The sequence below is a fragment of the Ramlibacter pallidus genome (assembly GCF_015070875.1).
GTDB lineage: Bacteria > Pseudomonadota > Gammaproteobacteria > Burkholderiales > Burkholderiaceae_C > Ramlibacter > Ramlibacter pallidus.
The window spans coordinates 22,587-46,357 of the sequence record NZ_JADDIV010000002.1; the positions used below are offsets into that span (position 1 = coordinate 22,587).

Consider the following 23,771-nt stretch of genomic DNA (forward strand, 5'->3'; position numbering starts at 1 on the left):
GTCCTCAGGAGTTGCGCGTGAAGGGAAGCAGCAGCCAGCGCTCCAGCCGCAGCGTGGCGTGGTAGGCGAGCATGCCCAGGCCGGCGATCAGCACCAGCACGGCGAACATGAGCGCGGTGTCCATGCTGCCCTGCGAGGCGATCACGAGCGCGCCCAGGCCCTGGCTGGCGCCGATGAATTCGCCGACGACCGCGCCCACCAGCGCCAGCACCACCGCGACTCGGAAGCCGGCCAGGATGGTCGGCAGGCCCTGCGGCAGCTTGAGCCGCCAGAGCGTCTGGGAGCGGGTGGCGCCGAGCATGCGGAACAGTTCGAGCCGCTCCGGCGCGACCTGCTGCAGGGCCGTGAGCGTGTTCTCCATCAGCGGGAAGAAGCAGATCAGCGCCGTGATGACGACGGTGGAGGTCATGCCGAAGCCGAACCACAGCACGAAGAGCGGCGCCAGCGCCAGCTTGGGGACCACCTGGCTGGCCACGACGTAGGGCATCAGCAGGCGGCGCAGCGTCGCGTGCTCGCCCAGCACGATCCCCGCGGCCAGTCCCAACAGGCTGCCGGCGAACACGCCCAGCAGCAGTTCGAGGCTCGTGGCCGCGAGATGCGGCCAGAAGAAGCCGCTGGCGATGCCCTTCGCCAGCGCACGGGCAATGGCGGTCGGCGGCGGCAGCACCAGCGGCGACAGGGCCAGCCCGCGGCAGGCCAGCTCCCAGGCGAGCAGCAGGGCGGCGAGCAGCAGCCAGGGGCCGAGGCGGAAGGCGGACGACTTCATGCGGCCGCGGCCTCGAGGTGCAGCGCCGCGCGCACCTGCGCCGCCTGCCGCGCGAAAGCGACTCCGGCGCGGTCGCGCGGCCGCGGCACGTCGACCCCCACCTCGCGCAGGATGCGCCCGGCCTCGACGACGTGGACGCGGTCGGCCAGGAACACGGCCTCGGCGATGTCGTGCGTGACGAACAGCACGCCCGTCCCCTGCGCGCGGCCCAGCGCCAGCAGGTCCTGCTGCAGCTCCTCGCGCGTGATCGCGTCGAGCGCGGCGAAGGGTTCGTCCAGCAGGAGCAGCGCGGGCTGCAGGATCAGCGCCCGCGCCAGTGCGACGCGGCTCTGCTGCCCGCCGGACAGCTGCCGCGGGTACTTGCGCGCGTGCGCGGCGAGCCCGAGCTGGTCCAGCAGGCGCAGCGCCTGCTCTTCGTCGTCCGGCGTGGTGCGCCGGTGCAGCGACAGCGGCAGCAGCACGTTGTCGATGACACGCCGCCATTCCAGCAGGTTGGGGGACTGGAACACGAAGCCGATGCCGGTGCCCGCGGCGGCCGGGTGCCGCGGCTGGAACCGCACCTCGCCCGCATCGGGCCGCAGCAGTCCGGCGGCCAGCTTCAGCAACGTGGTCTTGCCGCAGCCGCTGCGCCCCACCAGGCAATGGAAGTCGCCCTCCTCCACCACGAGGTCGACACCGTCGACCGTGGGCGGCCAGCCGGGAAAGGCGAAGCGCACGCCGCGCAGGGCCAGCAGGCTCATGGACGCAGTTCCTGCGCGTACGGGGCCAGGCGGTCGGCGGCGCGCTCGGCGCCGGCTTCGATCTCCACCATGCGCACGAGGTCGGCCAGGTTGAACCGGCCGTCGTGGTGCCAGCCGGCTTCCGGGGTGGTCATCGCGCCGAGCGCACAGATGCGCGTCACGCCGGCGGCACCCAGCAGCGCGCCGATCCGGTACAGCTCGCGCGGTTCCGCGGCGACCGCCGCCGTCTGCAGGAAGGCGGCATGCGGCGCCACCAGCGGCAGCACGTCGTCCAGCCGGTCCACCGCCTGCACCGCGACGCTGCGGCCGCCACCGGTCGGCGCCAGCGGCTGCGGCGCGTCGGCGTAAGCCACGGTCCAGGCGGCGTCCTCCGCGCCGAGCAGTTCGGTCGCCGTCCCCGCGAGCGACTGCAGCTCGGCCCGCTGGCGCCAGCCGGCCAGCGCGACCGACTCCTCCAGGGCGAGGGCCCGGCGCGGAAAGCGCTGCTGCAGGTTGGCGAGCTCCGCCGCGAGATATTGCGCGAAGGCGCGCGGCGGCACCTGGCCGCCGCGCTGCACATAGAAGTGGTGAGGTGAATAGCAGCCCTGCTGCTCGTAGCGCACGACGTCGTGCGCCGCATCGCGCGCCGTGCGCGCGGCCCGCGCCGTGTCCAGGGCTTCGCGTGCGACGAGTCCGAAGCCGATCTTGTGGCCGTAGCCCAGGAAACGCGTGGTGACGGGAACCTGCGAGCGCACCTGCGCGATCGCCGTGTTGCCGCCGTAGGCCAGGACGACTTCCGCCTCGCCGAACACGGCACGCGCACTCGCCTCGTCGCCGCCCTTCCACCACACGACGGCGAGGCACTCCCCCAGCGGCGGGTGCACCTGCGCGAGCAGGCGCGCCATCAGCGTCGCGAACACCGGCTCCGCACTCGGCAGCTTGCCGATGTTGCCGGCCTTGACCAGCAGGCCGCACGCCAGGCTCCACAACGGCAGCGCGGGCACGTTGCCGGCCCAGCTGTGCACCAGCAGCGAAGGGCCGAAGGCGCGCACCGCGCCGCCCTTCACGGCCGGCTGGAACCCGTCGAGCACCTTCGGGTTGGCGAAGTCCTCGGCGACGAAGCGGTGCAGCTGCGGGGCGCGGAACGACTGCAGGAAGCCGTTGAGTCCCAGGCGCACCATCTCCGGGTCGTAGCCTGCCACCACCGGCAGCAGGCGCTCGGCTTCGCGGCGGAAGGGGTCGGCCGGATCGAGCAGGCGCGCCACGGCGGCATCGACGATGTCGATGACGCGGGACACCGAGAGGCCCTGCAGGTGCTGCGCGCCGGCCGCCTTCACGCGCCGCGCGAGATCGCGCAGCTGCTCGGGGCGCAGCACCGGGACGCGCACGTCCAGCTGCCGCGCGCCGGCGCCGAAGGAGAGCGTGTCCCAGGGCACGTCCTCGTCGCGCAGGCCCGGCAGGTGGCCGGCCGTCCACGGCGTGCTCATGCGCGCGCCGCCTGCAGGAACTCCTCGACGGCGAGCGAGCAGCCCTTGGCCTGCGCGCCCTCGGCGCGCCCGAGCAGCAGGAACCCGCCGTCGGCCGCCACGCCGACGTCCTCGGTGAGGATGCTGGTCACGGAGTTGAAGTTGGCGAGGTCGCAGTGCACGAGCACCCCGCGTTCGCCGAGCGGCATTTCGCGGCCGGTGGCCGGGTCGACCAGCCGCGAGCGGAGCCAGTGCGGACCCGATTTCACCGACGGCACCACCGCGTTGCCGTCGTCGTACAGCTGCGTGCTGAGCTCCGTCATGCCGTACATGTTGATGCAGCGCTCGCGCGGCACGCCGAAGCGGTCGGCCAGGCCCGCGTAGAAGTCCTCCAGCGCGAGCTCGCGCGACTGCCCCTTGTAGCCGCCGGTGTCGAGGATGCGGCTGCCGGGCGGCAGGGCGAAGCGTTCACCGCCCGCCGCGAGCGCGTCCATCAGGTGCACGAAGGCATGGCTCGCGCCGAGCAGCGCGAAGGGCTCGGCGCGGCGCTCCGCCTCGCGCAGCATGCCGCGGGCGCGGTCGAGGTCCATGCCTTGCACGCCCATGCACCAGGCGCTGTCCGCGCTGCCGAAGTGGCGCACGGCCAGCGCCAGGTAGTGCGCGAGCGACGAGTTCGGCATCTCCTCCTCCGGCGGGAACAGCACGGCCATCCGGATGCGCCGGGGGTCGCGCATGAAGCGCGCGGCGAAGTTGCGCGTCATGGACGCGTCGTACACCGCCAACGTCGGGTGGAAGTGCCGGCCCTTCACGTCGCCGCGCGTGGTGCCGCTGGTCATGAACACGCGTTCGGCGTCTTCCACCGGCGCGCAGGAGAGGGTGACTTCCTTGAAGGCGCTGATCGGCACGGCCGGGATGTCGCGCCAACCCTTGACCGCTCGGGGGGCCACGCCGCGTGCCTGGCAGAAACGGCGGTACGCCGCGTTGCCGGCGAACTGCTCGGCGAACAGGCGCAGCGCCAGCGCGTCGAATTCCGCGTCGGTGCAGCCGTCCTGCGCGAGGAAGGCCAGCAGCGTGTCGACGATGGCGGTGTTCATCGCAGCGGCAGCAACTGCATGGCCCGCGGTGCATGGCCGTGGTTGAGGGGGCCGCTGCCGGCGCCCGTGCGCACGTTCGCGCCGGCGGCGAGCGCGCCGCGCACATATTCCCGGGCGCGCTCGACCGCTTGCGCGAGTTCGGCGCCCAGCGCCAGATGGCTGGCGATCGCACTGGACAGCGTACAGCCGGTGCCGTGCGTGTTGGGACTGGCGATGCGCGGCGCGCGCATCCAGTGGGCCACGCCGTCGCTCCCGAGCAGCAGGTCGCTCACGATGTCGCCCGCGAGGTGTCCGCCCTTGAGCAGGACGGCGCGCGCGCCGCGCTCCAGCAGGTGGCGCGCGGCGGCTTCCATGTCGGCTTCGCTGTGCAGGGGGCGGCCGGCGAGCAGGGCCGCTTCGTCGAGGTTCGGCGTGACGACCACGGCCAGCGGGAACAGCTCGCGCACGAGCACGTCGATGGCCTGTTCGTCGATCAGGACCGCGCCGCTCGTGGCGATCATCACCGGGTCAAGCACCACCTGCCGCAGCCCGTGGCGGCGCAGCGCACCGGCGACGGTGCCGACCGTGTCCGCGGAATGCAGCATGCCGATCTTGACGGCGTCGACGCCGATGTCCTCCACGACCGCATCGATCTGGTCGGTGAGGATCGCGTGCGGCACCGCGTGGATGGAGCGCACGCCCAACGTGTTCTGCGCCGTCAGCGCCGTGATGGCCGTCATGCCGTAGCAGCCGAGCGCGGCGATCGTCTTCAGGTCGGCCTGGATGCCGGCACCGCCGCCGCTGTCGGACCCTGCGATGGACAGGACCCGCGGATAGCGGAAAGCTGCGGATGGATTCACGGGGGCTCCTTCGCGAGCGGGAACAAGCTAGCTCCGAAGGGATGGCGCCGGACCCGCCATGGGGTCAGGGCTGCAGCTCTCCTTCCGCCGGTCTGAACCGGTTCAAGTTCACGGGTCTGGATCTCAGCACGCGTCGCGTACACCCCGGAGCTGCGCGGATTGTGACACAGGGCGTGACTCCGTTTGGGGGTGCGTCGCGCCAGGCGGTGCGCGGTCGGGGCACGAGCGTCAGAACTTCGTGTAGCCGCCGTCGATCACGAACTGCTCGCCCGTCGCATACGCGGACGCGTCGCTCGCGAGATAGACCGCGATGCCGCCGAAGTCGTCGATCTCGCCCCAGCGGCGGGCGGGGATGCGCGGCAACACGGCGTCGGCGAACTTCGGGTTCTGCACGGAGCGTTCCGTCATGTCGGTCACGATCCAGCCGGGCAGGATGGAATTCACCCGGATGCGGTGGCGCGCCAGTTCGACCGCCAGCGCGCGCACGTAGGAAGTGACGGCGCCCTTGGAGGCGCCGTAGTGGCTGTTGCGCGCGGCGCCCTCGATCGCCGCCGTGCTGGCCGTCGCGACCAGCGAGCCGCCTTGGCCGTGCTGCGCCATGTGGCGCGCGGCCGCGCGGAAGGTGAGGAAGACGCCTTCCACGTTGACCCGCTGCACGCGGCGGAACTCCTCGAGCGTCATCTCGGTGAGCAGCGAGCCCTTGCTCGAAACGCCCGCGTTCGCGAAGCAGGCGCGCACGGTCCCGAGCGCCGCGACCGAGGCGGCGAACGTGCGCTCCACCTGGGCCTCGTCGCCGACGTCGCAGACGAAGGCGTGCACGCGGGCCGCGTCGCCGCACTCCTGCGCGAGCGTCGCCCGGGCACGCTCGGTCTTGTCGGGGTTCGAGCCCCAGATGGCGACGTTGGCTCCCGCCGCCAGCAGGGCCCGCGCCATGCCCAGCCCGATGCCGCCATTGCCGCCGGTGATGACGGCACCGCGGCCCTGCAGGTCGAAGGGGCGGTACATGTCAGGCCTTGTGCTGGGCGACGACCTTCTGCACCGCGGGCAATGCCTCGGCGCGCCGCATGTGGTCGGCGACGCGGGGGAAGCGCTGCACGTCGACGCCGTCACCCTCCAGCCAGCCGGCGAGGGTGTAGAGATAGAAGTCGCTGGTGCTCAGGCGCTCGCCGAGCACCCAGGGCCCCTGGAACATCTGCTCCTCGATCAGCGTGAAGCTGTCCGCCATCGTCTGCGGCACCTTCTTCATCATCGCCGCCAGCGCGGCCTCGTCGCCTTCGTCCACCCAGCGGTAGCCGCGCAGCTTGTGCGCGTGGTTCACGTGCACCGTCGACGCGAGGTAGCCGTTGAACGCGTTCATCTTCGCCAGCGCGAACGGATCGTCCAGCGGCGCCAGCCCGGCCTGCGGGAACACCTGGGCGACGTACTGCAGCAGCGCGGTCGTTTCGGTGAGCACGCCCCGCTCCGTCACCAGCGCGGGCACCCGGCCCTTGGGGTTGATGCGCAGGTACTCGGGCGAACGCTGCTCGCCCTTGCGGAAGTCGAGCCGCTTCGCCTCGTACGGCGCGCCCGCGTACTCCAGTGCCAGGTGCGTGGCCAGCGCGCAGGTGCCCGGTGCGTACCAGAACGTCAGCATGTCAGCCCCCGATGGAGATCAGCTCGATCTCGAACATGAGCGTGGCGTTGGGCGGGATCACGCCGCCGGCGCCCCGCTCGCCATAGGCCACCGCGGGCGGGCACGTGATGCGCGCCTTCCCGCCGGGCTTCATCATCTGCACCGCTTCCGTCCAGCACGGGATCACGCGGTTCAGCGGAAAACTGGTGGGCTGCCCGCGCTTGTACGAGCTGTCGAACTCGCGGCCGTCCGGGAAGGTGCCGCGGTAGTGGACCTTCACCGTGTCCGTCGCCTTCGGCGAGGGGCCGCTGCCGGACTGCACGGATTCGAAGACGATGCCGCTGGCGGTGGTGACCCTGGCCGTGCCGGTCAGGGCCCCCATGTTCGGCACGCCGGTGCCGGCGCCCGCCGTGCCGGTCGCGGGCGGAGGATTGCTGGGGGGCGTGCAGGCGGCCAGGGAGACCACGGCGAGGAGCGAGAAGGCGTGGGCGAGGAAGCGCATGGGACGGGTCCGTGGGTTGCGATGCGGCCCATTATCGGCCGCTGGCGATTCGCGCTGCCGCTGTCAAGTACCGATGGACACGACTTCGCCGGAGATATCCACCGCGTCTGTGGACAACGCAGTGGATTTCGTCCCTGCGCCCGCCGGGAGTCCAGTCTGCATGCGGGCTGCGCTGGGGTGCTCAACGCTTAGGCAACTCCCCCATGCGGAGGAGGCTCGCCGGCCCGACGGTGGCGAGCTCGCCGCGGCCTACGCGCCGCCGGACTCGCGGCTGCACTTGGCGATGGCCTCCAGCAGCACGTGCGGCTTGATCGGTTTGGCCAGGTGCAGGTCGAAGCCGGTGTCCAGCGTCTTCTGCCGGTCCTCCGCGCGCGCGAACGCCGTCAGGGCGATCACGGGCAGGCGCGGCGCGCGGCGTTCGACTTCCATCTGCCGCACGCGCCGGACGAGTTCGTAGCCGTCGCGGCCCGGCAGGCCGATGTCGCTGACCAGGATCGCGGGCCACTGGCGCTGCAGGGCCTGTACGGCGCTGTCGAAGTCGCCGGCCGTGCGCACCTGCGCACCGCGGTCCTCCAGCACCAGGGTCATCATCTCGATGGCTTCGCGGTCGTCCTCCACCAGCAGCACGTCGAGCCCGTGCAGGGCCAGCGTGTCCTGCGCCTCGGCCTCGCTGCCGCCCTCGGTGTCCGGCGCCTCGTGCGACACCGTCTCGCCGCTGGGCTCCACCGGCAAGTCGACCCGCATCACCGTGCCTTGCCCGGCCCCGGCGCTTTCCGCCGCCACCTCGCCGCCGTGCAGGTCCACCAGGTGCTTCACGATGGACAGGCCGAGGCCCAGGCCGCCGTGCCGGCGGTTGCCGGGGGAATCGCTTTGCGTGAAGCGGTCGAACAGGTGCGGCAGGAAGTCGCCCTTGATGCCCTGGCCGAAATCGCGCACCTCCAGCAGCAGCCGGTCGCCGGTGCGCCGCAGGCCCACCTGCACGCGGCCGCCCTCCGGCGAGAACTTGATGGCGTTCGTCATCAGGTTCCAGAAGATCTGCTGGTAGCGAGCGGGGTCGACGAAGGCTGGCGCGCTCGCGCCGTCGACGTCCACCTCGACCTGGATCTTCTTCTCGGCGATGCTGCCGGAGAGCGCATCGATGGAACTGGCCACCAGTTCCGCCGCATCCGTCCATTCCCGGTCCAGGCGCAGCTTGCCGGAGTTGATGCGGGACACGTCGAGGATGTCCGAGATGATGCGCGCCTGCGTCTTCACGTTGCGCTCGATCGCCTCCAGCCCCTTCGCCCCCTCGGGCGTGGTGCCGCGCCGCTTGAGGATGTGCACCCAGCCGATGATCGCGTTGAGCGGCGTGCGCAGCTCGTGGGAGAGCACCGCGATGAAATCGTCCTTGGTGCGGCTGTGGCGCTCGGCCTCCTGCCGCGCGACCTGCTCCCGTTCCAGCACATCGCGGCGGCGCTGCTCGAGTTCGAAACGGTCGGAGACGTCGATGGCGATCGCGATGCGCACGCCGGGTTCGACGTGCGAGGACACGCTCCACTCCAGGTAGACGCTCTCCCCGTCGGCCCGGCGCAGGGGGAACTCGCCACGCCAGGGCGAACGCCCGTCTGCCGGCGAAGAGAGCTGCTTGTCGATGCGGGCGCGCCACTCGGGCGGCGCCAGCTCGCTGATGCGGTGGCCGAGGAACTCGTCGCGCGAGCGGCCCAGCATGCCCAGCATCGCCGGGTTGACGTCTGCGAAGCGGCCGTCCTCGTCGAGCAGCGCGATGCCGCTCTGCGCCTGGTCGTAGATGGCGCGGAAGCGCTGCTCGCTGCGGCGCAGCTGGTCCTCGGCGGTGCGCGCGCGGATCAGCGCCTGCAGCGTGGCCACCAGCACCGCGGGCTCCGCCGGGTGCACCATGTACCCGTCGGCGCCCGCGTTCAGGCCGGTGACGCGGTCGGAGTCCTTGATGTACGCCGCCGAGAGATGCACCACGGGCAGCAGCGCCGTGGCCGGATTGGCGCGGATGATGCGGCAGACCTCGAAGCCGTCGATGTCCGGAAGGTGCACGTCCAGCACCACGGCGGACACGCCCGCCTGCACCTTCTCGAGGGCCTCGCCGCCGCTGCCGGCCTCGGCGGTGCGGAAGCCGGCGGCCCGGATCACGCGCGCGGTGGAATAGCGCGTGGCCGGATTGTCGTCGACCACCAGCACCGTGTGGACCGAACGATCGATCGTGGTGTTGATGACGTCCGTGTCCAGCATTACGGCTCCGCACCCTCCATCTGCACCGGCACCGTGACCGAGAACGTCGAGCCCCGGCCGGGCTCGCTCTCCAGGGCCACCGTGCCACCGAGCAGTTCGGCCAGCTTCTTGCTCAGCGACAAGCCCAGCCCGGTTCCCCGCAGGCGCCGCTGGAGCGGTGAATTCACCTGCTGGAAATCCTCGAAGATGCTGCGGTGGTACTCCGGCGCGATGCCGATGCCCGTGTCGCTGACCGAGAAGGTCACGTGCGAACCGCTATCCAGGCGGGCGGCCACGCGCACCTCGCCCTTGGGCGTGAACTTGAGCGCGTTCGAGATGAAGTTGCGCAGGATCTGCGAGAGCTTGCGGTCGTCCGTGTACAGCTTGGGGACGTTCGCGGGCTCCTCGAACACCAGGTTGACGTCGGGATTGGTCAGCACCGGCTTGAACATGCCGCGCAGCGCCGAGAACAAATCGACCATCTCGAACCAGGCGGGCGAGATCTCCACCCGACCCGCCTCGACCTTCGCGAGGTCCAGCAGGTCGTCGACCATCTCGGCGAATTCGGCCGCGTTCTGCTGGATGAACGAGACCTGCTTTTCCTGCTCCTCGGTGAGGGGGCCGTCGACGCGGTCGAGCAGCAGCCGCGTGATGCTGCGGATGGAGCCGATGGGCGTGCGGAATTCGTGGCTCATGTACGCCAGGAAGCGGCTCTTGAGTTCGGTCGCCTCGCGCAGCTGCTCGGCCTGGGCATCCAGTTCCGCATAGAGCGCGAGCACCCCGCGGTTGGTTTCCTCGAGCTCGCTGCGCAGCGCCTGCGCCTCGCGCCGGCTGTCCTCCAGCGCGGCGGCGAGATCCTGCGGGGCGGGTGCGTGGTCGGCCGACATGTCAGTCCTTGCGCCGCAGCACGGCGACGGTCGCGTCGTCGCGCCCGCGGCAATAGTCGCGGGCGAGCACGGCTGCCGCCAGTGTAGGGTCGCGCCCCAGCACCGGGATCACTTCTTCGGCCTTCCAGCGGGTTTCGATGCCGTCGGTGAAGACCACCAGGATCGCGTGCGGCGGCCAGGGCGTGCTGGTTTCCTCGGGCGTGCGGATCGTGATGCCGGCCGTGCCGTGCTGGCACAGCAGCGTGCGGTCGGCGACGCCGGAGACCAGCCGGGCCATCACGTTGCCGGCGCCGGCGCTGCGCACGGTGCCTTGCGCCGCGTCGGCGTGCAGCACCATCACTGCCGCACCCCGCGTGGAGCGCAGGCGGGCGTGCGCCTGCTGCAGCATCTCGCGCGGCGCGGTCCGCAACGGCGCGGCGGCGAAGCATTCGAGTGCCTCGCGTGAAGCCTCGGCCGCGTCGGGCCCGTGGCCGAGGCCGTCGGCCACCATCACCGCGGCGCGCGTGCCCTCCAGTGCAAAGCCCCAGCCGTCGCCGCAGACGCGTTCGCCGGGGGCCGCGAGGGAGACCGCGCCTGCCGACAGGGCCGACGTGTCCGCCGGCTGGCTGGCGGAGCGCACCCGCGCGACGATCACGGTGCCCCGGGGCACGTCGGAGTGCAAGTCGAAGTGGTCGGCGAGGCGCCGCACGGCGCCCAGCCCGGTACCGGGCGTGCCGCCGGTGGAGAACCCATCGTCCAGCGAACGCTCGACGTCGTGGATGCCGGGGCCCTCGTCGATCGAGATCACTTCTACCTCCGCACGGTCCGGGCGGGCGGACAGCAGCAAGCGGCCCTCGCGCGCGTGCCGCACGAGGTTGGTGCCGAGCTCCGTCACCACGATGGCCAGGCGCCCGGCCTCCACCTCGTCGAGGCCGCACGCCTGCGCGAGGTCCGCGGCGTGCCGTCGTGCCTCGCCCACGCGGCTGGCATCGCCCATGGGAAAGGCTTCGTGGAATTGCCCGAGGATCATTTCCACCGGGTGATGCTCACGCGGGTGCCCTGGCCTGGCGTGGACTGCACGTCGAACTCGTGGACCAGGCGCTTGCTCCCCGGCAGCCCGAGCCCCATGCCGGAGCCGGAGGTCCAGCCGTCGGTGAGCGCGAGCTTGAGGTCGGCGATGCCCGGGCCCTCGTCCTCGAAGTGCAGGCGCAGGCCGCGCCGCACCCCGTCCTCGACGAGTTCCCAGCGCATGGCCCCGCCCTTGCCGTGGATCAGCGTGTTGCGCGACAGCTCGGAGGCTGCCGTGATCATCTTGGTCTGGTCCACCAGCGAGAACTTCAGCTGCTGGGTGAGCACGCGCACCTTCTGCCGGCTGGCGACGATGTCTTCCTCGGAGCGCAGCGGCAGCGCCCCGGTGCTTTCGTCAGGGGGCAAGCGGCTTCTCCCGGCGGTCGTGCGCGAGCAGCTCCATGCCGCGCTCGACGTTCAGGGCGGTGCGCACGCCCTCGAGCGACAGCCCCAGCTCCACCAGCGTGATCGCGACGGCCGGCTGCATGCCGACCACCACCGTGGTGGCGTCGAGGATGCGCGAGATGCCGGAGATGCTGGCCAGCATGCGGCCGACGAAGGAGTCGACGATCTCCAGCGCGGAGATGTCGATGAGCACGCCCTTGGCGCCGCTCCTGGAGATCTTGTTCGCGAGGTCGTCCTGCAGGGCCAGGGCCATCTGGTCCTGCATGTCGACCTGGATGGTGACCAGCAGCGTCTGGCCCATCTGCAGGATCGGGATGCGGTACATCGCCCGCCCCTACTTCGTGCGCGTGATGACGAAGCCCTGCTGCTCCATCGCCAGCGCCAGCGCGTCGGCCAGGCTCGCCTTGGACGCGATGCCCTGCAGGTCGATCCCGAGGTGCACGATGGTCTGCGCGATCTGCGGGCGGATGCCGCTGATGATGCATTCCGCGCCCATCAGGCGGATGGCGCTGACGGTCTTGAGCAGGTGCTGGGCCACCAGGGTGTCGACGGTCGGCACGCCGGTAATGTCGATGATGGCCAGGCGCGAGCCGGTCTCCACGATGCGTTCCAGCAGCGTCTCCATGACGACCTGCGTGCGGGCCGAGTCGAGCGTGCCGATCATCGGCACGGCCAGCACGCCTTCGAACAGCTTGATCACGGGCGTGGAGAGCTCCAGCAGGTCCTGCTGCTGGCGCTTGATGATGTCCTCGCGGGTCTGCTGGTAGGTGGACACGGTCCACTGCGCCATGCGGTCGACGATCAGCGAGATGGCCCACACCGCCGGCATCTGCTGGGCGGCCGGCACTTCCCGCTGCACCAGGCCGAACAGCGGGCGCTTGAAGGCGAGCACGAACAGGCTGGTGTCGCCGGCCGACTGGCCCTGCGCCGCGCGCGAACGCGAGAGCGCTTCCAGCGACTGGCGCACCGGCGCCCAGCCCGGGCCCTGGAACGCTTCCGGATCCGCGCCGGCCTGCAGCGCCTCGCGCAGCGTGCGCAGGATCTCCTCGGCCTCGCTGCGCATGTTGCGACGCCCGGCGTCGGTGGTCCGCGTCGAAGCGGACCCCGCCTCCGCCAGCCATTCCGTTAGGACCTGTTCCTCGTGCTTGCGCAGCAGCTGCAGCACGGCTTCGATTTCTTGCTTCATGTGGGATCCGGGCGGGCCGGGAGAGAGGGGTCGGCCATTATGGGACTGCGGCCGAGCAGTCTCCTGTAGGAGGAGTCCGACAAACTAGTCCAGCAGCGCGGGCAGGTCCTGCATGCGGGTGAAGATCCGCGCGGCTCCCGCTTCCCGCAAGGCCGCCGGCGCGTCGTGCCCCGCCTCGGAAGGGCTGTAGCCGAAGACCGTGCATCCCGCGGCGACGCCCGCCGTCACGCCGGTGACCGTGTCCTCGACGACGGCGCAGCGGCTGGCCACGACGCCGAGCGGTCCCATCGCGGCGAGGTAGACGTCCGGCGCCGGCTTGGAGCGCGGCATCTCGTGGCCGCTGAAGATGCGGCCTTCGAACCAGGGAAGGAGGCCGCACTTGGCGAGCTGCATCTCCACCTTCCAGCGGTCGGCGCCGGAGCAGCAGGCGATGCGCCCGCCGAACCGCGCGCTGATGCGCTCGACCGCGTCGACCGCGCCGGGGATCGGCAGCACGCCGGCGAGCAGCCGCTCGTTGCGCTGCTCCCGGAAGCGCACGAACCACTCCTCGGTGAGGGGCCGGCCCGTGCGGGCCTCGATCAGGGCTTGCTCGTCCTTCACCGCCTTGCCGAGGAAGATGCGCATGCACTCCTCGCGCGTGAGCTTCCAGCCCAGCGCCTCCAGCATCTCGCGCAGCACGCCGTTGGTGATGCCTTCGCTGTCCACCAGCACGCCGTCGCAATCGAACAGCACTGCGTCGAAACGCCCCGTCACTTCATCTCCCCATCCAGGTAAGACCAGCGGCCATCCTCGCACACGAAGCGGCTGCGCTCGTGCAGACGGTGCGCGCGGCCCGCTTGGCGCGAACGCGCGACGAACTCGACTTCCGCGTGGGCAGCATCGACCACGCGGTGGTCCCGCACCTCCAGCCCCAGCCATTTCGTGCCCGGCGCGAACGCCAGGTCGGGCGGCCGGCGCGAGGCGTGCCAGGTGGCCAGCAGGTAGTCCGCGTCTTCCAGCACGAAGGCGCAATAGCGCGAACGCATGAGCGTTTCCGCGTCGGGTGCGGGCGTGCCGGCGAAGTCCGCCAGGTAGCGGCCGCAGCAGCGCGCGAACGGACGGGCCGGCCGCGCGGATCCGCGCGGCCACACAGGCACGGGCCTTCGGCGGTGACCGTCATCCGGCCTTCTTCTCCTTGCGCGCTTCCAGCGTTTCGGTCGGCGCGCCCTGCTTCACCCACTCGGCGTAACCGCCGTCGATGTGCGCCACGTTGGCCATGCCCATGTCCTGCAGCGTCTTCGCCGCCAGCGCACTGCGCCAGCCGGCACCGCAGAACAGGACGTACTCCCTGGCCTCGTCGGCGAAGACCTTCTTGTGGTACGGCGAGCCGGGGTCGACCCAGAACTCCAGCATGCCGCGCGGCGCGTGGTAGCTGCCGGGCACCGTGCCTTCGGCCTGCAGCTCGCGCACGTCGCGGATGTCGACCAGCTGCAGGCGCGGGTCGCCGAGCCGGGCCCGCACGTCCTGCACCGCATAGGTCCGCACCTGCGCCATCGCCTCGTCCACCAGCGCACGGTATCCCTTGGTGATCGCCATCTGCCGTCTCCATCGCGGTTTGCCCGCCCAGGCCGCACATCGTATATTGCCCGCATGCAAGGCTTCGGGGCGGCGGCCCGGACACAGCGCGTGAAGAAGGGCGGCCCGCTCGGCGTGCTGCTCGTCGTGGACACCGCGCCGCTGCTGCTGCGCATGCGCGAGGTGGTCGAGGGCATGCCTTCGCTGCGGCTGGCGGGCGCCTTCCGCACGGACGACCAGTTGCAGGAATGGGCGATGTGGGACCGCGAGGGCTTCCACTTCGCCTTCGTCGACATGGGGCTGGCGGAGGGCCGGTGGGGCGAGGCGGTGCGCAAGCTGCAATCGCAGCCGCGCGCCGGCAGCATCGTCGCGCTCGGCCCGCACCTCTGGAAGGAAGTGCGCGAAGCCAACGCAGCCATGGGCGTGTACCACCTGCTGGAGAAAGGCGACATCGCCGCCTTCCGCGGCTTCCTCGAGGAGCAGGTGCGCTAGGCGCGGAGGGCGGACGCCACCGGCGGCGCCAGTTCCTTGCGGCCGCCGGCCATGGGGATGGGAGCGTCGTAGGGCTTGCCCAGCTTGTTGAGCCACACCAGGAAGCGCTGGGTGTCCTTCTCGTCGAACAGCGTGTCGGCCCCCAGGGCATACACGTGTTCGCGCAGGCTGTCGGTCACGCAGCTGGCAAGCACCGCCACCAGACCGCCGTAGTTCACGTCGCGGGCGCGGCGCACCACGCTGCTGCCGCTGCCGTCGTCCAGCACCAGGTCGATGACCGCGAGGTCCCACGCCTCGCCGTGCTCCTCCAGCCAGACCAGCGCCTCGCCCTCGGTGCACGCGGTGCCGACGACCTGGAAATCGCCGTTGGCCGAGAACAGGTCGACCAGCAACTCGCGCATGCGCCTTTGGTCTTCGACGAGGAATACGCGTTGCTTCATCTGGGGGGCTCCTGGCGCGCAAGTTTGGCACAGAACGGCCGAGGCACGGAACCCCGGCTGTGACCAGGCGTAGCGGCCGCGCAGCGGACGCGCCCGCGGTGGATCAGGATGGTGAATCGATGCCGTCCTACTTCCGGGCGGCCCTCGGCGATGCACGCTTTGGCGCGTGGCCCCGCATGCGCAACGGCTCCCCCCCCTGGATCTCGCGGATCTGGAAGCGCGCATCATCCAGCGCGAGATGCGGCTGGCCGCGCTGCGGTCCTGGCAAGCGAGCGAGGGAACCGCGGAACCCGTGAAGCTGACCCTGGCTGCATCCATCCGCTACTACGAGCAGGCCCTCGCGGTGCTGCACGAACGGCGTCATGCCGCGTTCCGGAAGCTGGAGAGGGACTAGGGATCTGCCGGCGTGCCACCGGGACGCTCAGGCCAGCGCGCGCTGGATCAGGATCTTCTGCACGTCGGACGTGCCCTCGTAGATCTGGCACACGCGCACGTCGCGCCAGATGCGTTCCACCGGGAAGTCGTTGACGTAGCCGTAGCCGCCCAGCGTCTGGATCGCGGCGCTGCAGACCTGCTCCGCCATCTCGCTGGCGAACAGCTTGGCCATGGCGGCTTCCTTCAGGCAGGGCCGGCCGGCGTCGCGCAAGGCCGCGGCATGCCAGATCAACTGGCGGGCGGCCTCGAGCTGCGTCGCGCACTCGGCGAGGCGGAACCCCACGGCCTGGTGGTTGAAGATCGCGGTGCCGAAGCTCTGGCGCTCCTTGGCGTACTGCAGCGCGACCTCGAACGCGCTGCGGGCCATGCCCACGCTTTGCGCGGCGATGCCGATGCGCCCGCCTTCCAGCGCCGACAGCGCGATGCGGTAGCCCTCGCCCTCCTCGCCGACCAGGTTCTCCGCCGGGATTCGGCAGTCCTCGAAGTTGACCTGGGCGGTGTCGCTGGAGTGCTGGCCGACCTTGTCCTCCAGCCGCGCGACCACGTAGCCGGGCGTGTCGGTGGGCACCAGGAAGGCGCTCATCCCGCGCTTGCCCGCGCCCTTGTCGGTGACGGCGATCACGACGGCCAGGTGCCCGTTCTTGCCGCTGGTGATGAACTGCTTGACGCCGTTGAGGACGTAACCGTCGCCCTCGCGCGTGGCGGTGGTGCGCAGCGCCGAGGCATCGCTGCCCACGTGCGGCTCGGTGAGGCAGAAGACGCCCAGCAGCTCGCCTTGCGCCAGCCGCGTGAGCCACTTCTTCTTCTGCGCGTCGTTGCCGTAGCGCATGAGGATCGCATTGACCGGGCAGTTGGTGACGCTGATCGCGGTGCTGGTGCCGCCGTCGCCGGCCGCGATCTCCTCGAGCACCAGGGCCAGCGTCACGTAGTCGAGCCCCGCCCCGCCGTGTTCCTCGGGCACGCAGATGCCATAGGCACCGAGCGCCGCCAGTCCCCGGTGCGCCTCGTGCGGGAACACGTGCTCGCGGTCCCAGCGCGCGGCGTGCGGCCACAGCTGCTCGCGGGCGAAGTCGCGCACGGCGTCGCGGATCATTTCCTGGTCGGGGGTAAGGAGCATGGTCACCAGCCGGCGAAAGGTTCGCCGTCGTAGTTCAGGAAGGCGCCGCTCTGGCGCGGCGTGAGGGCCTGGATCGCAGGGCGCATGGCGCGTACGCTGTCCTCCACGGCCAGCGGCGCACCGGGGCCGCCCATGTCGGTCCGGACCCAGCCGGGGCTCATGGCGGCGAAGATGGCCTGCGGGTAGTCGTGGCGCGCGCTCGCCACCGCCATGTTCAAGGCGGCCTTGCTGACGCGGTAGGTCCAGCCGAAGCTGGAGCCGGCCCCGGCGATGTGGCCCATCTCGCTGGTGATGAAGACGAAGCGGCCGCGGGCGGCCTCCACCATCGGCGCGACCTGCGGGATCGCCTGCATGGCGCCCAGCACGTTCGTGTGCATCAGGCGGTCGAACTCCTCGCGCGTCGGCGGCTGCGTGGCGCCTGCCGTGCTGTACACGCCTGCGACGTACAGCGCCACGTCGATCTTCTCGCCATCCAGCTGCCACGCGAGGCCGCTGGCGCTGGCCGGCTCGGCGACGTCCAGTTTCAGCGCCTGGGCGCCCAGGGCTTCGATACGGGCGACCCCCGCGGCGTCGCGGGCCGTCGCGATCACGCGGTGACCGTCGGCGCGGTACTGGCGCACGAACTCCAGCCCGATGCCGCGCGACGCGCCGATGACGAGCACGTGGCTCAGAGCAGCTCCAGCGCCACCGCGGTGCCTTCACCGCCGCCGATGCACAGCGTGGCGATGCCGCGCCGGCCGCCGCGGGCCTTCAGCGCGTGCAGCAGCGTGACCATGATGCGGGCGCCGGACGCGCCGATCGGGTGGCCGAGCGCGCAGGCGCCGCCGTTGACGTTGACGATGTCGTGCGAGACCTTCAGTTCGTCCATCAATGCCATGGGCACCACGGCGAACGCTTCGTTCACCTCCCAGAGGTCGACGTCCGACACCTTCCAGCCGGTCTTCGCGAGCAGCTTCTGCGTGGCACCCACCGGAGCCGTGGTGAACCACTCCGGCTCCTGCGCGTGCGTGGCGTGCCCGACGATGCGGGCCAGCGGCTGGACGCCCAGTCGCTTCGCGGTGCTCTCGTTCATCATGACCAGGGCCGCGGCCCCGTCGTTGATGCTGGAGCTGGAAGCGGCGGTGATGGTGCCGTCCTTCTTGAAAGCGGGCTTCAGCTGCGGGATCTTGTCCAGCTTCACCTTGCCCGGGCCCTCGTCGATGGACACCACGGACTCGCCGGCGCGCGTCTTGACGGTGACCGGCACGATCTCGGTGGCGAAAGCGCCCGACTCGGTGGCCTTCTTCGCGCGCTGCACCGAAGCGGTGGCGAAGGCGTCCTGCGCCTCGCGCGAGAACTTGTACTTCGCCGCGCAGTCCTCGCCGAAGGTGCCCATGGCGCGGCCCGGCTCGTAGGCGTCTTCCAGGCCGTCGAGCATCATGTGGTCGTACACCTTGTCGTGGCCCATGCGGTAGCCACCGCGGCCCTTGAGCAGCAGGTAGGGCGCGTTGGTCATGCTTTCCATCCCGCCCGCCACCATGATCTCGTGCGTGCCGGCCAGCAGCATGTCGTGCGCGAACATGGCGGCCTTCATGCCGGAGCCGCACATCTTCGAGAGCGTGACGGCGCCGGTGCTCTTGGGCAGCCCCGCCTTGAAGGAGGCCTGGCGCGCAGGCGCCTGGCCCTGGCCGGCCATCAGGCAGTTGCCGAACAGCACCTCGCCGACGGCGTCGGCCGGGATGCCCGCGCGCTCGACCGCGGCGCGGATGGCCGCGCCGCCGAGGTCGTGGGCCGCGAGGGTGGAGAAGTCGCCCTGGAAGGCCCCCATGGGGGTGCGCGCGGCGCCGACGATGACGATGGATTCAGCCATGGGATTCACTCCTTTAGTAGGTCGAGAGGATGACGGGGCCGCGCTCCTCGGCGGCGATGCGTCGGATGTATTGCTGGAACTCGGGGTCCTCGCCGCGCAGCAGCAGCGGCAGGGCGTTGTGGAAGTCCTCGCGCCGGCACCACTCGCGCATGTAGTCGTCCCAGCTGTTCCAGCGGCGCGCCTCGGTCTCGGCCATGGCCTCCTTGTAGGCCACCAGGTAGGCGCGCTCGAACAGCGAGATCAGCATGTCGAAGATGACCAGCATCCGCTCGCGCTGCTCGGGCGTGGGGTCGGGCAGCGGGTCGCTGCTGCGCAGCTGCAGGTCGGGGTGCGCGAGCACCACCTTGAGGAAATCGTTGTAGGCGTCGGAGAGCAGCTGGTACTGCTCCTCCTCCTCGTTGTCGCGCTCCTTGCGCTGCTCCCAGGCGAAGAAGAGGATCGCGACCGGAAGGCCGAGCGCCGTGACGACGTAGCTCGCGAGTTCCCAGAAGTCACGCATGCTGCACCCTGGCCGGATCGGTTGCGGCGGCGCCATGCCGGCGGGCGAAGCGCTTGTCGCGCTCGTACGGGAACACGTCGAACACGTGGCCGGCGAGGATGCGCTCCTTGTGCGACTGCCAGAACGCCGGGTCCAGCAGGTCGGCATGGTGCTTGAGGAACACGTCGCGCACGGCAGGGTTGCCGAGCAGGAACGGTTCGAAGGTCTCCGGGAACACGTCGCGGGGCCCGACCTTGTACCAGACCTCGCCGGACATTTCCTCTTCCTCGTTGCGCGCCTGCGGCACCTTGCGGAAGTTGCATTCGGTGAGGTACTCGATCTCGTCGTAGTCGTAGAACACGACCTTGCCGTTGCGGGTGACGCCGAAGTTCTTCCACAGCATGTCGCCCGGGAAGATGTTGGCGGCCACCAGGTCCTTGATGGCGTTGCCGTACTCGACCACCGCGCGCTCCACCTGCGCCTGCTCGCCGCCGTCGAAGGCCTCCTGCAGGTAGATGTTCAGCGGGATCATGCGGCGCTCGATGTAGAGGTGCTTGATCACGACCTCCTCGTGGCCGTCGCCGTCGCGGTCGCCGATCTCCAGCTGGCTGGGCGCGAACTTGCGGATCTCCTCGATCAGCTCGTCCTCGAAGCGCTCCCGCGCGAACGCCACCTCGCTGTACTCCAGCGTGTCCGCCATGCGGCCCACGCGGTCGTGCTGCTTCACCAGCAGGTACTTGCCCTGGATCTGCTCGCGCGTGGTGTCCTTCTGCGGCGGATAGTAGTCCTTGATGACCTTGAACACGTACGGGAACGACGGCAGGTCGAACACCAGCATCACCATGCCCTTGATGCCGGGCGCGATGCGGAACTTGTCGCTCGAGTGCTTCAGGTGGTAGAGGAAGTCGCGGTAGAACAGGGTCTTGCCCTGCTTCGCCAAGCCCAGGGCGCTGTACAGCTCGCCGCGCGGCTTGCGCGGCATGAGCGAGCGCAGGAACTGCACGAAGGCCGCCGGGATCTCCATGTCCACCATGAAGTAGGCGCGGGCGAAGGAGAACAGCATCTGCAGTTCGTCCTCGCCGAACAGGCAGGCGTCGATGACCAGGCCCTTGCGGCCGTGCAGGATCGGCAGGGTGAACGGCAGCTCGGAGAAGCCGTTGATGATCTTGCCGACCACGTAGGCGCCCTTGTTGCGGAAGAACAGCGACGACAGGACCTGCACCTGGAAGTTGGCGCGCAGCTTCACCTGGTTCAGGCGGGCGCTGATCGCCTCGACCACCAGCGCCGCGTCCCGGTCGAGGTCCTCGAAGGGGCGCTGCAGCCGGAAGTTGTCGACGATGCGCACGACGTTCTCGTGCAGCGTCTCGCGCGTGGGGTAGTACGAACGGTAGGTGGCGGTCGCCGCCGGCTCGTCGTTCTCGATGTATTCCGTGCTGACGGCCGGCCGCACGAAGATGAAGTCGTTGTGGAAGTAGGTGCGGTGCAGGATCTTGGTGGTGACCGAGTTGAAGAAGGTCTCCGCCAGTTCCGGCTGGTGATGGTCGATCAGCAGGCCGATGTAGTGCAGCTTGACCTGGTGCCACACGTCCATCGGCTGCTCGCCGGCCTTGAACTCCTTTTCGAGCCGCTGCACCGCCTCCTTGACGCGGAGGTCGTAGAACTCGATGCGCTCGCGTTGCGCGCGCTGCTGCCCGTGCCAGTCCTGCGTCTCGAAGCGGTGCTTGGCGCGCTGCGACTCGAGCCGGAACAGCCGGTAGTGCCGGTTGAAGCCGTCCAGCATCGCCTTGGCGATGTCGTAGGCCAGTGGCGAGTCGAGGCGCTGGGGGAACATGCGCCCGGGGCCCTCAGTGGCGCGCGGCGATCACCGCCTGCACCGCGTTGCGGTAGGCGTCCTCGATGGCCTCGGCGTTCGAGACGTTCATCTTCAGGTCCTGCAGCAGGCCGTCGTGCACGCCGAAGGCCCAGCCGTGGATGGTGACGTTCTGGTTCTTGGCCCAGGCGTCCACCATCACCGTGCTGACGCAGACGTTGACCACCTGCTCGATCACGTTCAGGTCGACCAGGGCGTCGGCACGCTTGTCGGGCGGCATGTTGTCCAGGATCACGCGGTGGCGGTCGCGCACGTCCTGGATGTGGCGGATCCAGTTGTCCGCCAGGCCCACGCGCGTGCCGTTCAGCGCGGCCAGCACGCCGCCGCAGCCGTAGTGGCCCACGACCATGATGTGTTCCACCTTCAGCATCTCCACCGCGAACTGGATGGCGGAGAGCGCGTTCAGGTCGGAGTGGACGACGACGTTGGCCACGTTGCGGTGCACGAACACCTCGCCCGGTTCGAGGCCGGTGATCTGGTTCGCGGGCACGCGGCTGTCGGAGCAGCCGATCCACATGAACTTGGGCTTCTGCTGCTTCGTCAGGCCGCTGAAGAAGCCGGGGCGCGTGCGCTCCATCTCCGCGGCCCAGGCGCGGTTGTGGGAGAAGAGGTCCTGGATCGAGGTCATGGCGTGGATTGTGGAGCGGACGGCGCGGGCGTGCACCGTCCGTGGGATTACCTACATGGTTTCCGCGAACAGCTCGCGGCCGATCAGCATCCGGCGGATCTCGCTGGTGCCGGCGCCGATCTCGTACAGCTTGGCGTCGCGCCACAGGCGGCCGAGCGGGTATTCGTTGATGTAGCCGTTGCCGCCGAAGATCTGGATGCCCTCGCCGGCCATCCAGGTCGCCTTTTCCGCGCAGTACAGGATGACCGACGCGCAGTCCTTGCGCACCTGGCGCACGTGCTCGGAGCCCAGCGCGTCCAGGTTCTTGCCCACCGTGTAGCAGTAGGCCCGCGCCGCCTGCAGGATGGTGTACATGTCGGCGACCTTGCCCTGGATGAGCTGGAACTCGCCGATGCTCTGGCCGAACTGCTTGCGGTCGTGGATGTACGGGACCACATTGTCCATCACCGACTGCATGATGCCGATGGGACCGGCGGCCAGCACGGCGCGCTCGTAGTCGAGGCCGCTCATGAGCACCTTGGCGCCGCCGTTGAGCGCGCCCAGCACGTTCTCCGCCGGCACCTCCACGTTCTGGAACACGAGTTCGCCGGTGTGGCTGCCGCGCATGCCCAGCTTGTCGAGCTTCTGCGCGATGGAGAAGCCCTTCATGCCTTTCTCGATCAGGAAGGCCGTGACGCCGCGCGCGCCGAGCTCCGGCTCGGTCTTGGCATAGACCACCAGGGTGTCGGCATCGGGACCGTTGGTGATCCAGAACTTGCTGCCGTTCAGGACGTAGTAGCCGCCCTTGTCCTCGGCCTTGAGCTTCATCGAGATCACGTCGCTGCCGGCGCCGGACTCGCTCATGGCCAGGGCACCGACGTGCTCGCCCGAGATCAGCTTCGGCAGGTACTTCCGCTTCTGCGCCTCGCTGCCGTTGCGCTTGATCTGGTTGACGCACAGGTTGCTGTGCGCGCCATAGGAGAGCCCCACGGAAGCAGAGGCGCGGGAGATCTCCTCCATGGCGATCATGTGCGCGAGATAGCCCATGCCGGCGCCGCCGTACTCCTCGGGCACCGTGATGCCGAGCACGCCGAGCTCGCCCATCTTGCGCCACAGGTCCATCGGGAACTGGTCGCTGCGGTCGATGTCGCCGGCGCGCGGCGCGATCTCCGCCTGCGCGAAGGCGTGCACGCTGTCGCGCAGGGCCTCGAGGTCCTCGCCGAGGCCGAAGTTCAGGCCGGGTAGCTGCATGGCTGTCTCCTTGTTCAGTGCTGGATGCCTTCGCGGCCCGTGATCGTCATGAGCGTCGCGCCCAGGGTGGCGATCAGCTTTTCGCGGCCTTCGTGCAGCGCGTACGCGCGGCCCTCGGTCACGGTGATGGTCCGGCCCGGCTTGACCACGACGCCTTCCATGCGGAAGCGTTGTCCCTGCGCCGGCGCGAGCAGGTTGATCTTGAATTCGATGGTGAGCACGCCGGCCTCCGCGGGCATCAGCGTGGAGGCCGCGTAGCCGCAGGCCGAATCGAGCGCCGTCGCCACCATGCCGGCATGCAGGAAGCCGTGCTGCTGCGTGAGCCCCTGCTGCCAGGGCAGTTCGATGGTCACGCGGCCGGGTGCGATCTCGCACAGCGCCGCGCCGATCGTGCCCATCGCGCCCTGCCGGGCGAAGCTCGCCCGCACGCGCTCGGCGAAGGCGGGGTCCTGCGGTTCGAAGCGGGAGGCGTCCATGGCCGGGTGGTTGACGTTGACGTAAACGTCAATTATGCCCTGACCTTGTCCTTCTCGATCCGCGCCAGGAGGGCGCGCGCCTCCTTCTCGTGCGTGCGCACCTCGTCCAGGTTGGCCTGCAGTTCCGCCATCTGCTCCTCCAGCTGCTGGCGGTGGTGCGCCAGGATGGTGAGGAACTTGCGCAGTTGCGGGCCGGTGTCGCGCGGGCTGTCGTACATGTCGATCAGCTCGCGGGCCTCGGTGAGGGAGAGCCCCAGCCGCTTGGCGCGCAGCGTGAGCTTCAGCCGCGTGCGGTCGCGGGCGCTGTAGATGCGGTTGCGCCCGCCGGGACCGGAGCGTTCCGGCTGCAGCAGCCCCATGTCCTCGTAGAAGCGGATCGCACGCGTCGTGAGGTCGAACTCGCGCGCCAGGTCGCTGATGGTGAAGGTGGAAGTGGATTGCGCGGCGGCCATGGCCGAT

General features: G+C 70.2%; 28 protein-coding genes, 1 pseudogene and 1 riboswitch. Of the genes and pseudogenes, 2 read left to right on the forward strand and 27 right to left on the reverse strand.

Going from position 1 to position 23,771, the window contains the following annotated elements:
- Positions 1–4: 4 nt before the first annotated feature.
- The 17 genes and pseudogenes from IM787_RS04940 to IM787_RS05020 form a co-directional block, all read right to left on the reverse strand.
- Complete coding sequence (locus IM787_RS04940) at positions 5–766, reverse strand: ABC transporter permease (protein WP_193675555.1); 762 nt, start codon at positions 764–766, stop codon at positions 5–7.
- The gene (locus IM787_RS04945; RefSeq protein WP_193675556.1) at positions 763–1,506 is read right to left on the reverse strand and encodes an ABC transporter ATP-binding protein; all 744 of its coding nucleotides are present in this window, start codon (positions 1,504–1,506) and stop codon (positions 763–765) included. The genes IM787_RS04940 and IM787_RS04945 overlap by 4 nt, the downstream gene beginning before the upstream one ends.
- A complete protein-coding gene (locus IM787_RS04950) occupies positions 1,503–2,972 on the reverse strand; it encodes an acyl-CoA reductase (RefSeq protein WP_193675557.1) in 1,470 nt (489 codons plus the stop codon). Before IM787_RS04950 ends, IM787_RS04945 begins: the two co-directional genes overlap by 4 nt.
- Positions 2,969–4,045, reverse strand: a complete 1,077-nt coding sequence (locus IM787_RS04955) for a LuxE/PaaK family acyltransferase (protein WP_193675558.1) — start codon at positions 4,043–4,045, stop codon at positions 2,969–2,971. Before IM787_RS04955 ends, IM787_RS04950 begins: the two co-directional genes overlap by 4 nt.
- Positions 4,042–4,884 carry a bifunctional hydroxymethylpyrimidine kinase/phosphomethylpyrimidine kinase gene (gene thiD, locus IM787_RS04960; RefSeq protein ID WP_193675559.1) on the reverse strand — a complete coding sequence of 281 codons (843 nt, stop codon included), beginning with the start codon at positions 4,882–4,884 and terminating at the stop codon, positions 4,042–4,044. Before thiD ends, IM787_RS04955 begins: the two co-directional genes overlap by 4 nt.
- A gap of 62 nt (positions 4,885–4,946) precedes the next feature.
- Positions 4,947–5,041, reverse strand: a riboswitch (TPP riboswitch).
- 71 nt (positions 5,042–5,112) lie between these two features.
- Complete coding sequence (locus IM787_RS04965; RefSeq protein WP_193675560.1) at positions 5,113–5,889, reverse strand: SDR family NAD(P)-dependent oxidoreductase; 777 nt, start codon at positions 5,887–5,889, stop codon at positions 5,113–5,115.
- A gap of 1 nt (position 5,890) precedes the next feature.
- A complete protein-coding gene (locus IM787_RS04970; RefSeq protein WP_193675561.1) occupies positions 5,891–6,517 on the reverse strand; it encodes a glutathione S-transferase family protein in 627 nt (208 codons plus the stop codon).
- Position 6,518: 1 nt separating this feature from the next.
- Complete coding sequence (locus IM787_RS04975) at positions 6,519–6,878, reverse strand: FKBP-type peptidyl-prolyl cis-trans isomerase (RefSeq protein WP_193676324.1); 360 nt, start codon at positions 6,876–6,878, stop codon at positions 6,519–6,521.
- Positions 6,879–7,247: 369 nt separating this feature from the next.
- The gene (locus IM787_RS04980) at positions 7,248–9,239 is read right to left on the reverse strand and encodes a hybrid sensor histidine kinase/response regulator (RefSeq protein WP_193675562.1); all 1,992 of its coding nucleotides are present in this window, start codon (positions 9,237–9,239) and stop codon (positions 7,248–7,250) included.
- A complete protein-coding gene (locus IM787_RS04985; protein WP_193675563.1) occupies positions 9,239–10,105 on the reverse strand; it encodes a sensor histidine kinase in 867 nt (288 codons plus the stop codon). The genes IM787_RS04980 and IM787_RS04985 overlap by 1 nt, the downstream gene beginning before the upstream one ends.
- 1 nt (position 10,106) lies before the next feature.
- Entirely contained in the window at positions 10,107–11,114 is a 1,008-nt protein-coding gene (locus IM787_RS04990; protein ID WP_227494128.1) for an ATP-binding protein, read from the reverse strand.
- Positions 11,111–11,518, reverse strand: a complete 408-nt coding sequence (locus IM787_RS04995; RefSeq protein ID WP_193675564.1) for an anti-sigma regulatory factor — start codon at positions 11,516–11,518, stop codon at positions 11,111–11,113. The genes IM787_RS04990 and IM787_RS04995 overlap by 4 nt, the downstream gene beginning before the upstream one ends.
- The gene (locus IM787_RS05000; RefSeq protein ID WP_193675565.1) at positions 11,508–11,882 is read right to left on the reverse strand and encodes an STAS domain-containing protein; all 375 of its coding nucleotides are present in this window, start codon (positions 11,880–11,882) and stop codon (positions 11,508–11,510) included. Before IM787_RS05000 ends, IM787_RS04995 begins: the two co-directional genes overlap by 11 nt.
- 9 nt (positions 11,883–11,891) lie before the next feature.
- The gene (locus tag IM787_RS05005) at positions 11,892–12,743 is read right to left on the reverse strand and encodes an STAS domain-containing protein (protein WP_193675566.1); all 852 of its coding nucleotides are present in this window, start codon (positions 12,741–12,743) and stop codon (positions 11,892–11,894) included.
- 84 nt (positions 12,744–12,827) lie between these two features.
- Positions 12,828–13,496: an HAD family hydrolase gene (locus tag IM787_RS05010; protein ID WP_193675567.1), complete on the reverse strand. Its 669-nt coding sequence runs from the start codon at positions 13,494–13,496 to the stop codon at positions 12,828–12,830.
- Positions 13,493–13,902: pseudogene (locus tag IM787_RS05015) on the reverse strand (YchJ family protein). Before IM787_RS05015 ends, IM787_RS05010 begins: the two are co-directional and overlap by 4 nt.
- Positions 13,899–14,318, reverse strand: a complete 420-nt coding sequence (locus IM787_RS05020; RefSeq protein ID WP_193675568.1) for a rhodanese-like domain-containing protein — start codon at positions 14,316–14,318, stop codon at positions 13,899–13,901. The pseudogene IM787_RS05015 and the gene IM787_RS05020 overlap by 4 nt, the downstream one beginning before the upstream one ends.
- Positions 14,319–14,372: 54 nt before the next feature.
- Between IM787_RS05020 and IM787_RS05025 the strand changes: the two genes are divergently transcribed.
- Positions 14,373–14,789, forward strand: a complete 417-nt coding sequence (locus tag IM787_RS05025) for a hypothetical protein (RefSeq protein ID WP_193675569.1) — start codon at positions 14,373–14,375, stop codon at positions 14,787–14,789.
- Here the strand turns inward: IM787_RS05025 and IM787_RS05030 are convergent.
- Entirely contained in the window at positions 14,786–15,229 is a 444-nt protein-coding gene (locus IM787_RS05030; RefSeq protein ID WP_193675570.1) for a response regulator, read from the reverse strand. The two genes, IM787_RS05025 and IM787_RS05030, sit on opposite strands and share 4 nt — an antisense overlap.
- Before the next feature lie 166 nt (positions 15,230–15,395).
- On the opposite strand from IM787_RS05030, the gene IM787_RS05035 reads away from it, so the two are divergent.
- Positions 15,396–15,623: a hypothetical protein gene (locus IM787_RS05035; protein WP_193675571.1), complete on the forward strand. Its 228-nt coding sequence runs from the start codon at positions 15,396–15,398 to the stop codon at positions 15,621–15,623.
- 27 nt (positions 15,624–15,650) lie between these two features.
- Here IM787_RS05035 and IM787_RS05040 read toward each other — a convergent pair whose 3' ends face one another.
- From IM787_RS05040 to IM787_RS05080, 9 genes are read right to left on the reverse strand one after another with little or no spacing between them, the layout of a single operon-like run.
- Complete coding sequence (locus IM787_RS05040) at positions 15,651–16,781, reverse strand: acyl-CoA dehydrogenase family protein (RefSeq protein WP_193675572.1); 1,131 nt, start codon at positions 16,779–16,781, stop codon at positions 15,651–15,653.
- Between the two features lie 2 nt (positions 16,782–16,783).
- The gene (locus IM787_RS05045; protein WP_193676327.1) at positions 16,784–17,452 is read right to left on the reverse strand and encodes an SDR family oxidoreductase; all 669 of its coding nucleotides are present in this window, start codon (positions 17,450–17,452) and stop codon (positions 16,784–16,786) included.
- Entirely contained in the window at positions 17,449–18,630 is a 1,182-nt protein-coding gene (locus IM787_RS05050) for an acetyl-CoA C-acyltransferase (protein WP_193675573.1), read from the reverse strand. Before IM787_RS05050 ends, IM787_RS05045 begins: the two co-directional genes overlap by 4 nt.
- Before the next feature lie 13 nt (positions 18,631–18,643).
- Positions 18,644–19,129, reverse strand: a complete 486-nt coding sequence (locus tag IM787_RS05055; protein WP_193675574.1) for a hypothetical protein — start codon at positions 19,127–19,129, stop codon at positions 18,644–18,646.
- Complete coding sequence (gene aceK / locus IM787_RS05060; protein WP_193675575.1) at positions 19,122–20,939, reverse strand: bifunctional isocitrate dehydrogenase kinase/phosphatase; 1,818 nt, start codon at positions 20,937–20,939, stop codon at positions 19,122–19,124. The genes IM787_RS05055 and aceK overlap by 8 nt, the downstream gene beginning before the upstream one ends.
- A 13-nt stretch (positions 20,940–20,952) precedes the next feature.
- Positions 20,953–21,606: a carbonate dehydratase gene (can, locus tag IM787_RS05065; RefSeq protein ID WP_193675576.1), complete on the reverse strand. Its 654-nt coding sequence runs from the start codon at positions 21,604–21,606 to the stop codon at positions 20,953–20,955.
- 51 nt (positions 21,607–21,657) lie between these two features.
- Positions 21,658–22,836, reverse strand: coding sequence for an isovaleryl-CoA dehydrogenase (locus IM787_RS05070; protein WP_193675577.1), 1,179 nt, complete (start codon positions 22,834–22,836; stop codon positions 21,658–21,660).
- 14 nt (positions 22,837–22,850) lie between these two features.
- Positions 22,851–23,312, reverse strand: coding sequence for a PaaI family thioesterase (locus IM787_RS05075; protein WP_193675578.1), 462 nt, complete (start codon positions 23,310–23,312; stop codon positions 22,851–22,853).
- Positions 23,313–23,344: 32 nt separating this feature from the next.
- Positions 23,345–23,764 carry a MerR family transcriptional regulator gene (locus IM787_RS05080; protein WP_193675579.1) on the reverse strand — a complete coding sequence of 140 codons (420 nt, stop codon included), beginning with the start codon at positions 23,762–23,764 and terminating at the stop codon, positions 23,345–23,347.
- Positions 23,765–23,771: the final 7 nt, after the last annotated feature.

Coding starts and splice junctions, on each gene's coding strand:
- IM787_RS05000 (WP_193675565.1), bottom strand. CDS start 11,882: ATGTACCGCATCCCGATCCTGCAGATGGGCCAGACGCTGCTGGTCACC.
- IM787_RS04980 (WP_193675562.1), bottom strand. CDS start 9,239: ATGCTGGACACGGACGTCATCAACACCACGATCGATCGTTCGGTCCAC.
- IM787_RS05080 (WP_193675579.1), bottom strand. CDS start 23,764: ATGGCCGCCGCGCAATCCACTTCCACCTTCACCATCAGCGACCTGGCG.
- aceK (WP_193675575.1), bottom strand. CDS start 20,939: ATGTTCCCCCAGCGCCTCGACTCGCCACTGGCCTACGACATCGCCAAG.
- IM787_RS04940 (WP_193675555.1), bottom strand. CDS start 766: ATGAAGTCGTCCGCCTTCCGCCTCGGCCCCTGGCTGCTGCTCGCCGCC.
- IM787_RS04945 (WP_193675556.1), bottom strand. CDS start 1,506: ATGAGCCTGCTGGCCCTGCGCGGCGTGCGCTTCGCCTTTCCCGGCTGG.
- IM787_RS05020 (WP_193675568.1), bottom strand. CDS start 14,318: ATGGCGATCACCAAGGGATACCGTGCGCTGGTGGACGAGGCGATGGCG.
- IM787_RS05075 (WP_193675578.1), bottom strand. CDS start 23,312: ATGGACGCCTCCCGCTTCGAACCGCAGGACCCCGCCTTCGCCGAGCGC.
- IM787_RS05040 (WP_193675572.1), bottom strand. CDS start 16,781: ATGCTCCTTACCCCCGACCAGGAAATGATCCGCGACGCCGTGCGCGAC.
- IM787_RS05050 (WP_193675573.1), bottom strand. CDS start 18,630: ATGGCTGAATCCATCGTCATCGTCGGCGCCGCGCGCACCCCCATGGGG.
- IM787_RS05030 (WP_193675570.1), bottom strand. CDS start 15,229: ATGAAGCAACGCGTATTCCTCGTCGAAGACCAAAGGCGCATGCGCGAG.
- IM787_RS05055 (WP_193675574.1), bottom strand. CDS start 19,129: ATGCGTGACTTCTGGGAACTCGCGAGCTACGTCGTCACGGCGCTCGGC.
- IM787_RS04970 (WP_193675561.1), bottom strand. CDS start 6,517: ATGCTGACGTTCTGGTACGCACCGGGCACCTGCGCGCTGGCCACGCAC.
- IM787_RS05025 (WP_193675569.1), top strand. CDS start 14,373: ATGCAAGGCTTCGGGGCGGCGGCCCGGACACAGCGCGTGAAGAAGGGC.
- IM787_RS04955 (WP_193675558.1), bottom strand. CDS start 4,045: ATGAACACCGCCATCGTCGACACGCTGCTGGCCTTCCTCGCGCAGGAC.
- IM787_RS04990 (WP_227494128.1), bottom strand. CDS start 11,114: ATGATCCTCGGGCAATTCCACGAAGCCTTTCCCATGGGCGATGCCAGC.
- IM787_RS04985 (WP_193675563.1), bottom strand. CDS start 10,105: ATGTCGGCCGACCACGCACCCGCCCCGCAGGATCTCGCCGCCGCGCTG.
- can (WP_193675576.1), bottom strand. CDS start 21,606: ATGACCTCGATCCAGGACCTCTTCTCCCACAACCGCGCCTGGGCCGCG.
- IM787_RS05070 (WP_193675577.1), bottom strand. CDS start 22,836: ATGCAGCTACCCGGCCTGAACTTCGGCCTCGGCGAGGACCTCGAGGCC.
- IM787_RS04965 (WP_193675560.1), bottom strand. CDS start 5,889: ATGTACCGCCCCTTCGACCTGCAGGGCCGCGGTGCCGTCATCACCGGC.
- IM787_RS05005 (WP_193675566.1), bottom strand. CDS start 12,743: ATGAAGCAAGAAATCGAAGCCGTGCTGCAGCTGCTGCGCAAGCACGAG.
- IM787_RS04950 (WP_193675557.1), bottom strand. CDS start 2,972: ATGAGCACGCCGTGGACGGCCGGCCACCTGCCGGGCCTGCGCGACGAG.
- IM787_RS04975 (WP_193676324.1), bottom strand. CDS start 6,878: ATGGGGGCCCTGACCGGCACGGCCAGGGTCACCACCGCCAGCGGCATC.